The 13,446-nt window shown below is 59.1% G+C and carries 14 protein-coding genes; 5 read left to right on the forward strand and 9 right to left on the reverse strand.

Going from position 1 to position 13,446, the window contains the following annotated elements; translation table 11 throughout:
- The first annotated feature begins 46 nt into the window (after positions 1-46).
- The 5 genes from ACM6JQ_RS17685 (at position 47) to ACM6JQ_RS17705 (ending at position 4,828) form a co-directional block, all read left to right on the forward strand.
- On the forward strand, positions 47-982 hold the full coding sequence (locus ACM6JQ_RS17685) for a halovibrin HvnC (protein WP_414894340.1): 936 nt from the start codon (positions 47-49) through the stop codon (positions 980-982).
- A 182-nt stretch (positions 983-1,164) separates the two neighbouring features.
- Positions 1,165-2,565, forward strand: coding sequence for a hypothetical protein (locus ACM6JQ_RS17690; RefSeq protein ID WP_414894342.1), 1,401 nt, complete (start codon positions 1,165-1,167; stop codon positions 2,563-2,565).
- Between the two features lie 73 nt (positions 2,566-2,638).
- Entirely contained in the window at positions 2,639-3,568 is a 930-nt protein-coding gene (locus tag ACM6JQ_RS17695; protein WP_414894343.1) for a halovibrin HvnC, read from the forward strand.
- Entirely contained in the window at positions 3,565-4,017 is a 453-nt protein-coding gene (locus tag ACM6JQ_RS17700; protein ID WP_414894344.1) for a DUF2599 domain-containing protein, read from the forward strand. Before ACM6JQ_RS17695 ends, ACM6JQ_RS17700 begins: the two co-directional genes overlap by 4 nt.
- Positions 4,018-4,135: 118 nt before the next feature.
- Positions 4,136-4,828 (forward strand): aspartate/glutamate racemase family protein, encoded by a 693-nt coding sequence (locus tag ACM6JQ_RS17705; RefSeq protein WP_414894345.1) that lies wholly within the window; start codon positions 4,136-4,138, stop codon positions 4,826-4,828.
- A 1-nt stretch (position 4,829) separates the two neighbouring features.
- Here the strand turns inward: ACM6JQ_RS17705 and ACM6JQ_RS17710 are convergent, their stop codons facing one another.
- From ACM6JQ_RS17710 to ACM6JQ_RS17750, 9 genes are all read right to left on the reverse strand, one after another.
- Complete coding sequence (locus ACM6JQ_RS17710) at positions 4,830-5,348, reverse strand: GNAT family N-acetyltransferase (RefSeq protein WP_095112042.1); 519 nt, start codon at positions 5,346-5,348, stop codon at positions 4,830-4,832.
- Positions 5,349-5,540: 192 nt separating this feature from the next.
- Positions 5,541-6,521: a LysR family transcriptional regulator gene (locus ACM6JQ_RS17715; protein WP_414894346.1), complete on the reverse strand. Its 981-nt coding sequence runs from the start codon at positions 6,519-6,521 to the stop codon at positions 5,541-5,543.
- 156 nt (positions 6,522-6,677) lie between these two features.
- A complete protein-coding gene (locus ACM6JQ_RS17720) occupies positions 6,678-7,625 on the reverse strand; it encodes a peptidylprolyl isomerase (protein ID WP_414894347.1) in 948 nt (315 codons plus the stop codon).
- Complete coding sequence (locus ACM6JQ_RS17725; protein ID WP_095112039.1) at positions 7,622-8,092, reverse strand: YbjN domain-containing protein; 471 nt, start codon at positions 8,090-8,092, stop codon at positions 7,622-7,624. The genes ACM6JQ_RS17720 and ACM6JQ_RS17725 overlap by 4 nt, the downstream gene beginning before the upstream one ends.
- Before the next feature lie 17 nt (positions 8,093-8,109).
- Positions 8,110-8,739, reverse strand: a complete 630-nt coding sequence (locus tag ACM6JQ_RS17730; RefSeq protein ID WP_095112038.1) for a DNA repair protein — start codon at positions 8,737-8,739, stop codon at positions 8,110-8,112.
- Positions 8,740-8,756: 17 nt separating this feature from the next.
- Positions 8,757-10,454: a putative porin gene (locus tag ACM6JQ_RS17735; protein WP_220558807.1), complete on the reverse strand. Its 1,698-nt coding sequence runs from the start codon at positions 10,452-10,454 to the stop codon at positions 8,757-8,759.
- Positions 10,455-10,494: 40 nt separating this feature from the next.
- A complete protein-coding gene (locus tag ACM6JQ_RS17740) occupies positions 10,495-11,199 on the reverse strand; it encodes an energy transducer TonB (protein WP_414894348.1) in 705 nt (234 codons plus the stop codon).
- Positions 11,200-11,202: 3 nt separating this feature from the next.
- Positions 11,203-11,628 (reverse strand): ExbD/TolR family protein, encoded by a 426-nt coding sequence (locus ACM6JQ_RS17745; RefSeq protein ID WP_007915482.1) that lies wholly within the window; start codon positions 11,626-11,628, stop codon positions 11,203-11,205.
- A gap of 11 nt (positions 11,629-11,639) precedes the next feature.
- On the reverse strand, positions 11,640-13,436 hold the full coding sequence (locus tag ACM6JQ_RS17750) for a DUF2341 domain-containing protein (RefSeq protein ID WP_095112036.1): 1,797 nt from the start codon (positions 13,434-13,436) through the stop codon (positions 11,640-11,642).
- Positions 13,437-13,446 lie beyond the last annotated feature (10 nt).

Raw genomic sequence — 13,446 nt, forward strand, 5'->3', positions numbered from 1 at the left:
GAATTCAGCAGAGACGACAAACGGCCAGAACGCAGGGAGCAGCAAAATGAAAATTTTATTTTTTTCAGTTTCAATCGCAACGCTACTTGGCTGTGCTCACACGACTACACCGCAACTGAACCAGCCAGTTAGCAGCAGTAATGCAAATAGTGCCCTGACCGGACCGCAAGTCGTCGAGTGGTTGAATACACTTTATAACTCGAAATTTCAGAACTGCCATGAGTCAGCCAACCAGCCCGCCTTCCTGTGTTCGGGGATAATTTTTCGAGTCACTGATAAAAAGCCAGGCGAGACTCATCACGTCTGGAACCCCAGCCCGACGTCCGTCAAGAATGGTGGAGTCTCCTTCTCTTACCTGAGAGCAGACTCCAAATACGGGCGACTGGCCTGGGGCCATGGCAACGGATTCATGCTGTACCCGATTTTCGGCGCCCCGCAAGACAAGGTCGATCTCGATGTGTTGTGTTCGTTTCCAATCGATGGCTGGACCTGGAACCGCACCACACCTTGCGGTCATCACGCCTCGTACCCTACCACCAGCCAGCGTTGCCAGAGTTCAGGAGTGTCCACCGCCGAACAGTGGAAAAACGTCTGGGACAACTCCCCCAATAGCCACCACATTCGCCAATGCGGCTTCGATGTTTCAGAGGCTACCGGCAAGCCGGCTGCGGTGCCGTTCTACCAGTCGGTAAGAGCGCGTGGAATGTTGAGTCAGAACCCCACGCACTTCACTGAACAGAATGAAGTCGTGGTCAAGACATGGCCACAAAATCTGCAAGACACCCTGCCGCTCATGGCGTTCTTCTTTATCGCCGGTGGCGGCAATGCCGGCCTGCCGGAAGCCCAAGGCAACCAGCAGGATTTCTACAATTCCACCACCCGAAGAATATGGGTGCCGGTCATCCGTTTGTTTCCTCCCTCGACCCCCACCAGCGAGGCCACGTTCCAGTACGTCGAGTCCGACCAACTGGTCAAGCCTTGAATCCCAGTCTGCAGCCGCGAAGCAATGATCGCTGGCTTTCAGAGTTCGCCATGCGTTGCGTCGGGTAGAAATCTGATGAACGGTAGCTTTGACCCCGTTTTACCTGTCAGATCTGACAGTAGGCGATGTTTGCCAAAAGGTTTTAGATAAAGGTGTCTATCGAATACTCAGGGACGCACGACATGAACAACCCATCCGAGAACACTCAACCGCTGCAAATTGAACCGGTACAAATACCGGGCATGGTGAATCCGGTGGACCATCCAGAGGCACATCACGGTGGGATTCCGTTATCACTGGCTAGCAGCGGGAACATCCGGTTAGTCGTGGATCCCTGGTTAAACATGAGTGTCAATGACTCTGCAGACGCATTGCTCAACGAATCGGACAACTCAGTGGTTAACAAGATCATTGAGAGCGGCGAAGAGGATAAACAGTTCACGATGGACTTGCCCGCCACGCTTCTTAGGGACGGCATCAACTCTTTGCGTCTGCGAGTGACCCGGCTCAATCAACCCGTGCCCGCAACTTCGCAGCCGCTGAAAGCGCTTTACTACACCCCGCGTCCCGGCGGGCAAGTCACCGGAAGCGGGGACAACCCGAATCTGACAATGACGCTGCCCGCTGAAGTCATCAGAGACGGCGTAAACGCTGAACGTGCAAAGAACGGTGTAGACCTCAGGCTAAGTTATGTCTACATGCGCCAACACGACGTAATTACACTCTATCGTGATGGCCGGGAAACAACGTACAAGGTGACCGCCACTCAAGCCGCGGCGGGCGCCGTCGTGGTGAGGCTGTTCACCAATGACTTCTGGCAAGACAACGAAAAATTTGTCTTGCGCTTCAGGGTCACCGACCAGCTCGGTAACACATCAGGCCCGCAGGCCATCTGGTCAAGTTCCTCGTTGATCAATGTGTACATACGCAAAGAACCGGAACCGGAGCTGGATCTGCTCAAACCAAAGGTACTGGAGGCCAAGGAATCCGGCGGCACGGTGCTTAACTTCATCAAGGATTTTTATAACGCCGAGTTTGCCACGGTTGAAGTCAATTACATCGGCTCGGCACCGCAGCAGACAGTTAGAGTTCAATGGCTGGGCCGTAACTTTACCTACCACACGGACATTCAGACTGTTACAGCAATCGGGCAAACGTTGCGCTTCCGTATTCCGCGTCTGGAGGTCATCGACATTATTGGCGGCAGCCATGCTGATATCACTTATACGGTTAGATTGCCGGGCACTACCGAAGACATAACATCTCGTGACCTGGATCTGACCGTCACCCGGCAGAAGCACTTGCTAGGCGAGCCCACTATCAATACCGGCAGGACCAATTTAAGGGTTTACTACCCGATACTTGAGGCTGCCTACACGGCACGTATGGCATTGCATGGCGTCGTCACCCGCTATAGCGACGAGGTGAATATCAGTCAACCGTCGTCATATACAGACATCCCCATTCCATCTGCCTGGATCGCGGAAAACCGTGGGCACGCCGTGATGTTCAATTACACCTTGAAGCGAACCGGGACAGATGAGCCGCTGATTTTTTCCTGGTGCCTGAGGTTGACCCTCTAAGCGTCCTCGAGCCCGAACCTCAATGCACAACTCACTCTCTAGCGCTGTGCCGAACAGAGACAAGGACCATGTCATGCTTAGACTAATCAGCTCACTGTTTATTGCACTGTTGATCGGTTGCTCACAGACTTCATCTTCACCGCCCGATGTCATAAACATCAACGGCACCCTGGCGCTGGAGGGGCCCGCCACGGCGGCTTATCTCACCACGCTTTACGCTCGCAAGTTTCCCAACTGCAACAAAGTTGATTCGCAGCCCTCATTCCTGTGCTCGGGGGTGATGATCCGAGTCACTGTCAAAGACCCGAATAACACCTACAAAGTCTGGGAACCCAGTCCTATCTCCGTAACCAGTGGCGGCATTTCGTTTTCCTATCTTCGGGCCGATACCAACTTCGGCCGATTGGCCTGGGGTTACGGTAATGGCTACATCCTTTATCCCGTCCTGGAACGACCTGCCAATACCGATCAACTTCAAGTGCTGTGCTCTTACCCAATGGACTCATGGGGCTGGCATCGCGGTAAAAAAGGTGTGTGCATTCCGACCCCTGCACACCCTGAAAGCGGCTACTGCCACAACGCGAATGTAATCACTGCGGAGCAATTCAAAGCAGCCTGGGACAGGGCAACCGTGAACAGAAACCTCCAGCAATGCGGCTTTGACGTACGAGACGAACGCAATACCCTGGCCGCACCCGCGTTCTATCAGTCGTTGCGCGCCAAAGCGATGTTGGGAGCTACAGGTTTCAACGAACACAACGAAGTCATCATCAAAACCTGGCCGGCAGGCAGGGCCAACACTTTTCCGATTCTCGCGTTCTTCTATGTTTCTGGCGGAACCGACCCCAAGCCGCTCGCGGACGCCAAGTACAACCAGCGAGACTTTTACAACTCGACCAACCCGAAAAGAGTGGTGCCGATCATTCGTATGGTGCCGGCCAACAGTGCGACAGGAACTGCGACTTTCACCTATATCGCCGCTGACCAGGAGGTTACTCGATGACACTGTTTCGGACCGTCTCATTCTTGCAGGCATTTGCGCTGACCGGGTTGGGAATGGCAACTCCCAGCCTTCAGGCTGCCAGTGCACCTTCTGCCGTTGCCGGTGAGAGCATTATCGTGATCGTCGAACGCTGCAACAGGTACATAGAGCGTGCGCACTGGTTTTATCGAGACTACCAATGGGCGCTCTCCATCACTCCCACGCCGTGTGCCAGAAGAACACTGGAATCAGCGACTCCATTCATCTGGGATGAACTCTCACGCGATTATTCCAACAGCCGCTATTGGCGAAATACCCACGGCATGCGCCACCAACTGATTTGCCACTTGGCGATCGCGCGCGATAAACCCGAATGGAATCTCGAGCCCTGGCGTCCGGATGTCGGATATGCCAAGACACTCGCCGCCGGTTGCAATCACGTCATCCCGTTACCTGAGCCTGCACCATGACACTTGCGTAAAACTTCATCGTTACAGTTATTTTGCTGCTGGCATCCATCCTTTAACCCAAGGAAACTCGGTGCAGGCCTGTCTTCACTCGCGTCAGGCCATTGCCCGAGGAACTTCAATGCGCACCATCGGCCTGATCGGCGGCATGAGCTGGGAATCCAGCGCCGAATATTATCGACTCATCAATCAGCAAGTCCGTGATCGTCTCGGTCCTTTGCGCTCGGCACAATTGCTGATGTACAGCGTCGACTTCGGCCCTGTCGAACAGGCCCAGCACGCCGGGCGCTGGGACGATGCGGCGGCGATTCTGGTGGATGCTGCGCGCAGGCTTGAAGCGGGAGGCGCGGAATGCGTGGTGCTGTGTACCAACACCATGCACAAGGTTGCCGAACAGATTCAGGCGGCGATCAGCATTCCTTTTTTGCACATTGCCGAACCGGCCGCGCAGGCTGCGCTGTCAATCGACGCACGCACGGTGGGATTGCTCGGCACCGCATTCACGATGGAACATGACTTTCTCAAGCAACGCCTGATTGCCCAGGGTTTGACCGTGTTGGTGCCGGACGAAACAGAGCGCAAGGATGTGCACCGGATCATCTACGACGAACTCTGCGTCGGCGTGATCAGCGATCAGTCGCGGCAGATCTACCAGCGGGTCATCGAATCCCTCACCGCTCGTGGCGCGCAGGCGATCATTCTCGGTTGCACGGAAATCGGCATGTTGATCAAACCCGAACACAGCGCCCTGCCTCTGCTCGACACCACCGAACTGCATGCACAGTCGGCGGTGGCGTTTGCGCTGGGCGACTGAGTCAGGTTTTCGGGCGATTGCGCAGGCGGGCCATGCTCAGGGTGTCGACCCATTGCCCGTCGCGCACGGCGTAATCGCGAAACAGGCCTTCGGTTTCGAAACCGAATTTGCGATAGAGCGCGATGGCGGCCTCGTTGTCGGCGTAAACCGAGAGTTCGACGCGGTGCAGATTCATCCAGTTGTCGGCGACGTCCAGCGCCGCCGCCAACAGCTTCGACCCCACGCCTTTGCCCTGCCACGCCACAGCGACTGCCATACCGACGCTGCCGGCATGACTGCGACGAATCCGCGAATAGTTTTCCAGCCCCAGATGGCCGATGACCTGACCCTGATGCAGCGCGACCAGCTTCAACACCCGCTCATTCTCCGCCAGCAGCCTTTGGCGCCAGACGTCGACGGACTGAAACGGCATCTGCAACACCTGCCGGGTGACGGCCCGCTCGTTGTAAAGCGCCGTGACAGCCTCGATGTGTGACTCGCTGAAGCGTTCAATATGAATGGCGGTGTTGTGATCGGGCATGGCGGATCCTTCCTGGATCGATGTGTGGCCGATCACTCTAAACCGCCAAACACGACATCTGCCATAGGTAAATACTTGTAGGAGTGAGCCTGCTCGCGATAGCGGTGTGTCAGTCAATATTGATCAATCTGACACACCGCTATCGCGAGCAGGCTCACTCCTACAGGGGAATGCGGGCACAGGAGGATTGCGTCAGGGCTGAAACCATTCCCGGCGTTCGTTGAAGGTGTGGTGAATGAGGTCCGTGAGGGTCAGCACTTCGGCCACATTCTGTGACTCGGCGTTGACCGCCAGCCACGCCTGCAATTGCATGGGTTCTTCAAACAACCCCGGCAGTGCGATCAGCCCCCGATCAAAGCGGCTCATGTACGCTGGCAATAAACCGATGCACGCGCTGCATCGAATCATCTCCAGCATCAATTCATACGACTGCATCTGCACAACCCCGGCCAACCTCTGCTCGACCAAGTCATTCCACGGCCGGAAACTGTCGATCTGCCGGTCGTGTTGCCATTGCACCAGCATGAAGTCGGCCAGGTCGTCGGGGGTGTCCGGGCGCGCGGTGACGCGGGAGTAGCGTTTGGCGATGTGTGGCAGGTAGTCGAGACGTGCCAGCGCTTGCGGTTCGCTGGTGGCGAAGGTCGGGCCCGGGTGTGGGGTTTCGCTGTGGGAGAGCCAGAGGACGACGTCGGCGCTGACGGCACGCAGCGACAATTCGCTGTCCAGCGCGATGATTTCCAGACGCACGCTGGCATTGCGGCGCAGCAGTGCGATGAGGTCACGGCCGAGGATGTCGTGGAGGATCGATTCGGCGACGGCGAGGCGGATCAGTGGCTGTTCGATCACCGGCAGTTTGCGTTCGTTGGCCAGCGCTATCAGTTTGGCCTGCAGTTGCTGGCCTTCACGGGTGAGGCTCAGGGCGCTGCCCTGGAAGCTGAACAGCGTGTGTTGCAGTTCTTGTTCGAGCTGGGCCAGTTGTTTACGCAGCAAGGTCGAGCGCACGTTGAGGCTGCGCGCGGCTTGCATGAAGCAACCGCAGCGGGCGCTGACCAGGAAGTATTGGGCGACGTCGGCGTCAATCGTCGCGGCGTGCGAAAGCCAAGGTTCGCTTTTGTTGTGTGGCCAATGGTAATCGGAGTTGCCCTGTCGTCCTGCGGGTTCGGTGAATGACATCGATGACTCCCTGTCGATCTTTGTATTTGTCTTACGCAGTTCCCTGTAGGAGTGAGCCTGCTCGCGATAGCGTCCGGTCAGTTGACATTGACTAACCTGACCCACCGCTATCGCGAGCAGGCTCACTCCTACAGGGGGTTTGTGGTGTAGGTGAAATCAGTGTTTTTCCTCTAGGACTTTGTTGAGCTCGGCACCGTCGATGCTGAGCGTCGCGGTATTGAGCATGCCGTCGAGGTACGCTTGGGCAATCTGTTCCTGCCGCTGCGCACGCAAGGCCTGGGTCAGTTGATCGCGCAGTTCATCGAGGGTTGCGGTACGGGCGGGTTGTTGCTCGGTGAGCTTGATCACATGGAACCCGGCGGCACTTTGGACGGGATCAGAGATGGCGCCAACCTTGAGCCGCGCCACGGCGCCTCGCACCTCCGGCACCAGTTGCTGCAACGGTTGCAGGCCACTATCGCCGCCGCGTTCAGCGGTGACGCGATCCTGCGAATACTGCGTCGCCAGTGCAGCAAATTCTGCCGGTGTCGCCTGCGCTTTCTTGCTCAGTTCAAGCGCCTGCTTGCGCACCGCTTCAAGATTCTGCGGATCATTGACGCCGAGGAAAATCTGACTGACCCGATACAACGCTGGGGTCTGCCAGCTTGCCTTGCCCGCGTCATAAGCCTGCTGCAATTCCGCTGCACTCGGATAATCCGCCGGCACCTGGCTGACTGAACGCAAGTAATCGCGGAAAATAATCTGCTCAGTCGCCGCACGAGTCTGCCGCGCAACCTCCGGACGCTGCGCCCAACCCTGCGCATCAGCCTGTTCCAGCACCGCTTTCTCGGCCAGCCGCGTGCGAATCCAGCGTTCCAGTGCCTCACGATTGCCGCGCAGTTGCTCGCGGGTTTCCGCTGGCACCGTCGCCAGCAACGTTTGAAGTTCCGCAGGGGTTACTTGCTGATTGCCCAAGCGCGCCACCGCCGGCCCCGTTGCAACCGTCGCCAGCGGTGACGATTGCTGGGCGGCGACCGGGTCACTGCCCGGCCGCACCACCAGCGCCACGGTCACCACCAACAGCGCCACTGCCGCAGCGCTGATCACCATGGCAGGCTTTTTCACAGCGCGACTTCCTCTTGCTCAGCGACGGCGACTTTGGCGGTCTGCGCGCTGCCGTTCTGGGTGAAGTCACGCAGATAAACAATAAACTCTTGCAGCAGGCGATCCCACAATTCCAGGTTGCCACGCAGGTGATCATTGCTCACGCCCGCCGCCACCACCACGTCCATTTCCATCACCAGAAACTCGCCCTGCAACGACAACCGCGCAAACCGGCGGCTCGCGTTCCACTGCTCGGCCACACCGTGTGGCAACTCACCCTGCACGCGCAGCGCACAGCTGAACGTGAAGTCGACGTAACTGCCCTGCTCCACCGCAGGGTTGCCGAAACGCACGGCATAGCCAATGCCCTGACTGGCGCTGAGCAACTGGACGATGCCGTTCTGTTCAGTCTGGTTGACGCGATAACCGGCGGCTTGCAGGACGTCGGTCAGGGATTGTGGGGAAACATGGCTGATCAATTGAGTCATTACTTCTTCCTTGTTTATCAGTGCGAGAGCGCGGCTTGCGGCGCGTCGAATTGAGTCTTGTAGAGCTCGTCACCGAACCCCTGCGCCAGTTCATCGAACTTGACCCGGGCGCTGCCCGCGAAGGGCTGGCGGATCTTCATCACCTCGGCCACGTCGATGTTTTCGTAGGCAGTGAGGATCTGTTTGGCGACGCCGTACATCTGCTGATTCTTGACTGAACATTGCTGCACTTGTGTGTCACGTTCAGCCAATTGCGCTTGAAGCTTAGACCGTTCTGCTTCTTTGGCACGGGCCATGACCAGCAACTCGTCGTAGGCCTTTTTGAACTTGCCGGTCTGCTCGGCGCTGGCTGCCACTTGTGCCTGCGCCTGGCTGTGCAGGCTCTGTTGCTGCCCGGCGAGTTGCTCGGCGACGCCTTTGGCCTTGGCCAGCTCAGCGCTCAATTGCTTGATTTGCGCCTGCGCAGCCTTGGCTTCGTTTTGCGCCGCCAGTTGCGCGGCGCTGGCCTGGGCCTGCTGACTTTGCAGGGCCTGCAACTGTTGCGTGGTGCTGCGCAATTGCGTGCGCAGGCGTTCTTCCATGCCTTCGGCATGCGCTCCAGTGGCGATCAAAAGCCCGAGCCCGAGCCACACAAATCGCGTTTTCATAACCCTCTCCCGGCGCCTTAGAAGCGCGTGTTGATCTCAAGCTGCAAGACGTCGATGTCGAACGGCGCGCCGTACACCGCTTCGGTGCTCATCCAGCGACCGGTCGCGTATACGTTCTTCGCCAGACCGTAGTTGCCGCCGATGAAATAGCCCTTGGCGTTGGTGCCGCCAAGGTGGAATGACGAGTCGTTGAAGCCATCAGGCAAGGCATCCGGTTGGATGTATTTGTAGCCAGCGAACATGTTCCAGTCGCCCTGCTTTTTCAGGTCCAGCGCGCTGCCGAGGGTGAACTGCACCATCCACGCATTGGCGCCGCTTTCGATGTCGCCGTTGCTGTCGAGGTTGTTGACGATCTGCCCGGCCGAACGCTTGCGCATGTCGCCCTCGTCGTACGCGAGGTTGTGGATGTAGTTGCCCTGGCTGCGCAGCTTGAAGTCTTCTGGCAGGTCGGCATCCCAGACCATGTTCAGATCAAGCAGATTGAATTCGGAGGCGAGACCAACGAATTGCGGCTGCGGCGTGGTGGTCGGGTTGAGCGGGTTCGGCGTGATGTCGCGCAGCAGGAACACGCTGTTGCCCTTCTGCATGAACGCCGCGCGGCTGCCGTCGCTGTCACAGCCCGGCGCGCCGGCCCACGGTTCGCAAGGGCTGGAACGCTGGCCTTGAATGTCGTCGAAGCGGTAGTAGGCCAGTGCACCTTTCAAACGGTTGTTGCTGTTGATTGCCCATTTGGCGCCAATCTGCGCGCCGTACAACCACTTGTTGTCGCTCTCTTCCTTGTCGAAACCGTTGCTGCTGGCGGTGTCGTTGGTGTAGTCCACCGGGAACGCACCGACGGTGCCGAACACGCCCCAATCGCGATTGAGCTTGTGGTCGAAAATCGCCGCGACGCCGTCGAAGTTCAGGTCGTTGGAATAGAGCATGTCGGTGGACATGAACGGGTTGGCGAAGCGCCCGCCGGTCAGGGTCAATTCATCCGTAGGCTTCCAGTTCAGGTAGCCCTGATCGAGCCAGATGTCCTTTTTGGCGAAACCGCCGCCGAGGTTTTGCGTGGTCGATACCGGGTTGTTGTCCGAGCCGGTGCCGATACGAATGCCGGCGGTCCATTGCGGCGAAATCTCTGCTTTCATGCCCAGCCTTGCGCGGATGCGGAACTGGTTGGTGCGATCTTCGCGGGTGTTGAGCAGCGGCGGCAGATTGGTGCTGCTGTTGGGGTTCACGTCGTACGGGCCGTTGTTGTTGAGCTTGGCGAAGTCGACGATCTCGTTGCTGTTGCTGTCCGAGTAGTAGCGCGATTCGTTGCGCAAGCGAATGTCGCCGTCGAAACTGATGCGCGCAGCCCATTCCGGGAAGCTGTTGGGCGCGGCCCAGTTTTCCTGTTTGGCGGTGGCCATGACCTCGGCTTTGACCTGATCACGAATCTGGTCGCGCACCGCGGCCGGCACGTATTGCACACGGACGTCACCCGGCGCCGCCACTGGCCCGGCGGCTACGGCGGTGGATGCCGCAGCTTGTTTGGCCTGGGCCGCTTCGTTCTGCGCCTGAGCGATCAGCGCGTCGGCCTTGTCCTGCTTCAGAATGCCCTGCTCGACCAGCAAGCGGATCAGATTGATCGTGGCGTTCTCCGAGGGCGCAGGCGCTGCCACGGCCTGACCGACCAGGGTCGCAATGACCATGCCGACCGCCAGGGACAATCGATTCACGTTGGAAATCATCTGCACACAACTCCTTTTGCCAAAGCTTTAAAAGTGGGGGTTAACCTGGACGCCGCCCTTGCAGGGACAGGCGCACAGGCAAAGTGATGGAGGCCGGTGGCCGTTCGCTCAGCGCCGGCGCACCGCGCAACGCGGCCAGCACTTGCGTATCAATCTCGGGGTTACCGCTCGACTTGATCAGCTCGACGCGGGTGATCTCGCCGACTCTGCTCAGCCAGACATCGGCCTGCAACGAAAACGCGAGGTTGCGCAGCTCAGGGTTCTCACGCAGCAAACGCTGGAAGGTGAACGCCAGAAACTGGCTGTACGTGCCCGTGCCCAGACGCCCGCCACCAGTGCCAGCCATGCCGCCACCCTTGCCCGCGCCGATGTTGAAGGCGTCGCTGCCGCTTTGAGCATCGCCGTCCATTTGCATCGGGTTGGCCAGATCGTCCGCCGGGGATGGCGGTGCTTCTTCCTCGGGCTTGACCTCTTCTGGTTCCGGCGTTGGTTCCGGCTCGACGACTTTTTCTTCCACCGGAGTTTCCGGTTCCGGCGGTTTTTCCGGCGGCGGAGGTGGTGGTGGCGGCAACGGAATGATCGTCGGCACCTTCGGCGCTTCGCGGCGGATGCCGCTCATGTCGTTGGCCCACTGCCAGAGGAACCACGCGGCGAGCGCACCGATGAGCAATCCGGCGCCCCACTTCGCGTAACGCAGCGCTGGCTTTTTCACCGGCAGCGGCTCGATCGGGAGTTGTGCGGTCATGACTCAGCCCTGACTCGGTTTGCCGGTCACAAGACCGACTTGGGACAGTTCGAGCCGGCGCAACAGATCCAGCACTTCAATGACTTTTTGGTATTGCACCGTCGCGTCGCCGCGCACGATCACCGGGAAATCCGGACTCTGTGCCTTTTCGATGCGCAGGCGTTCTTCCAGCTCGGCCAACGTCACCGGATAGGCGTCGAGGAAAACCTGGCCGCCGTCGTTGACCGAAATCGCTTTGGTCTTGGCCTCGGACAGCGACACGGAGGCGCTGGCCTTGGGCAGGTTGATCTGGATCCCGGAGACCTGCGCGGTGGCGGTGAGGATGAACATCACCAGCACCACCATCAGCACATCGACCAGCGGGGTGATGTTGATGCTGTCCACCGCTGCATCTTCGTCATCATCGTGGGAGGCATTTACAGACGCCATGTCAGTGCTCCTCAGGCCGGTACGGAGTGGTTGGCGTGATGGCCGCGATGCGCCGACTCACTGAACTGACTCTCGCCGTGCATCTCCGCCAGCCGCGTGATGAACTCGTCGACAAACACGCGCATGTCGGCGCTGACTTCCTTGTTGCGGGTGATCAGGCGGTTGTAGCCAAACAGCGCCGGGATCGCGACGAACAGGCCCATCGCGGTCGCGAGCAACGCGGCAGCCATACCCGGAGCAATGGCGTTGATGTTGACGTCGCCGGCCATTGCGGTGCCGAGGAACACCACCATGATCCCCAGCACGGTGCCGAGCAGACCGATGTACGGGCCGCCGGCGATGGCGTTGGACAGGGTCGAGAGCTTCGAGCTGAGCTGCTGATTTTCGCGGGTACGCACGCCGTCCATCGAGCAACGGATCGCTTCGATGGTCGCAGCCGAAACCGAGGAGGTATCGGCGCCCTGTTCGCGGCGAGTGCGGATCTCTTTGACCGCCACCAGGTACAGGCGCCACAGCGATGAATGCTGCAAGCGCTGGGCGAGTTGCGCGTCGTCGGCGAACATTTCCAGACGCGTACCGACTTTGGCGAACTGCACACGGAAGTCTTCGTTGGCGGCAGTGACGCGGCTGAGGCTGCGGTTCTTGCGCAGCATGATGATCCACGACTGGAACATCATCAGTACCAGCACGGCGATGATCACCCAAGCGTCGATTGGCACGGCGTTGAGCAGGAAGCCGAGACTGCCGAAGCCGAAACCGGATTGCTCTTCATCAACACCGTAAGAGACCAGTTTCGACTCGGCGCCTTGCGAAGTGGCGTCGGCCAGCAACAGCGCTGCCGGACGTGAAACCTTCGACAGGCGCAATTCATCGATAGCGCCCACAAACGGCTGGAACGGACCTTCGTGCACGTCAGCACCGATGGCCATGACCGAGTTGAAGGCCGGCACCGCTTGAGCGAGCGTGGCCGCTTCGCGACCGTTGATGAACAGGGTCACTTTCGAGCCTTCAGCGGTCAGCGCGACGTGTTGCCATTGGCCCGGATTCAGCGCTTGTGTGGCGACAGCGCGTTGGCCATCGATTTCTACAAACGGCACACCTTGGTTGGCACCGATCAGCAAGCTGTTGGCGCCTTCACGGCGGGCGAGAATCAGTTGCTCGCCACTGGCCTGATCCAGGCGCAGCCAGGCACTGAAAGTGAACGCACTGCCGGCGTTGTGTTGCAGCGATGGGCTGGCCGGCAGCAACAACGGCTGGCCGCTGAACTGCAAGGCGCGCCCTACTACGCCGTCAATCGCCGCGCCGGTCGCGCTTTGTGCGGTGTTGCCGTAGGCGGTGGTGTCTTTCGGCGGGGTGCCGGTGGCGCCGTCGAAGTGATACAGCGCGGTGTAATTCGGATCAAACGTCAGTTGGCCGTTGCCGGTCGCCGGCGCCTTCTGATTGCCGTAATACATCCAGATGTCCTGGCGCTGACCGCCCTCGACATTCGGCACATCGACCCAGATCAGCGCCATGCCCATCAGCGCATCGAAGCTTTCGATCTGGTGGTTGAGCACGGTCTTGTCATCGGCGGCGACGAAGCGCAGGTCCGAGCCGTCCTCTTTCACGCCGTCGAAGGTGAAATTGCCAGTGTGCAGGCGCACCAGCAGCGCGGTGCGGCCGAGGGCCTGATTGATCGCCGCGCCTTGTGGCGTGGTGTCGACAGCGATCTGTTTGCGGTAATGCCAGTCGTCCTGCCACCAGGCCTGAGCCGTGGCCGGGAGCACGAAGCCCAGGCAGATCAACAACGAAAGAAAGAGGCGCTGCATGAACGTGCTC

It is taken from the genome of Pseudomonas sp. IT-232MI5 (assembly GCF_949767845.1).
Classification (GTDB): domain Bacteria; phylum Pseudomonadota; class Gammaproteobacteria; order Pseudomonadales; family Pseudomonadaceae; genus Aquipseudomonas.

Coding starts and splice junctions, on each gene's coding strand:
- ACM6JQ_RS17685 (WP_414894340.1), top strand. CDS start 47: ATGAAAATTTTATTTTTTTCAGTTTCAATCGCAACGCTACTTGGCTGT.
- ACM6JQ_RS17690 (WP_414894342.1), top strand. CDS start 1,165: ATGAACAACCCATCCGAGAACACTCAACCGCTGCAAATTGAACCGGTA.
- ACM6JQ_RS17695 (WP_414894343.1), top strand. CDS start 2,639: ATGCTTAGACTAATCAGCTCACTGTTTATTGCACTGTTGATCGGTTGC.
- ACM6JQ_RS17700 (WP_414894344.1), top strand. CDS start 3,565: ATGACACTGTTTCGGACCGTCTCATTCTTGCAGGCATTTGCGCTGACC.
- ACM6JQ_RS17705 (WP_414894345.1), top strand. CDS start 4,136: ATGCGCACCATCGGCCTGATCGGCGGCATGAGCTGGGAATCCAGCGCC.
- ACM6JQ_RS17710 (WP_095112042.1), bottom strand. CDS start 5,348: ATGCCCGATCACAACACCGCCATTCATATTGAACGCTTCAGCGAGTCA.
- ACM6JQ_RS17715 (WP_414894346.1), bottom strand. CDS start 6,521: ATGTCATTCACCGAACCCGCAGGACGACAGGGCAACTCCGATTACCAT.
- ACM6JQ_RS17725 (WP_095112039.1), bottom strand. CDS start 8,092: ATGACTCAATTGATCAGCCATGTTTCCCCACAATCCCTGACCGACGTC.
- ACM6JQ_RS17730 (WP_095112038.1), bottom strand. CDS start 8,739: ATGAAAACGCGATTTGTGTGGCTCGGGCTCGGGCTTTTGATCGCCACT.
- ACM6JQ_RS17735 (WP_220558807.1), bottom strand. CDS start 10,454: ATGATTTCCAACGTGAATCGATTGTCCCTGGCGGTCGGCATGGTCATT.
- ACM6JQ_RS17740 (WP_414894348.1), bottom strand. CDS start 11,199: ATGACCGCACAACTCCCGATCGAGCCGCTGCCGGTGAAAAAGCCAGCG.
- ACM6JQ_RS17745 (WP_007915482.1), bottom strand. CDS start 11,628: ATGGCGTCTGTAAATGCCTCCCACGATGATGACGAAGATGCAGCGGTG.
- ACM6JQ_RS17750 (WP_095112036.1), bottom strand. CDS start 13,436: ATGCAGCGCCTCTTTCTTTCGTTGTTGATCTGCCTGGGCTTCGTGCTC.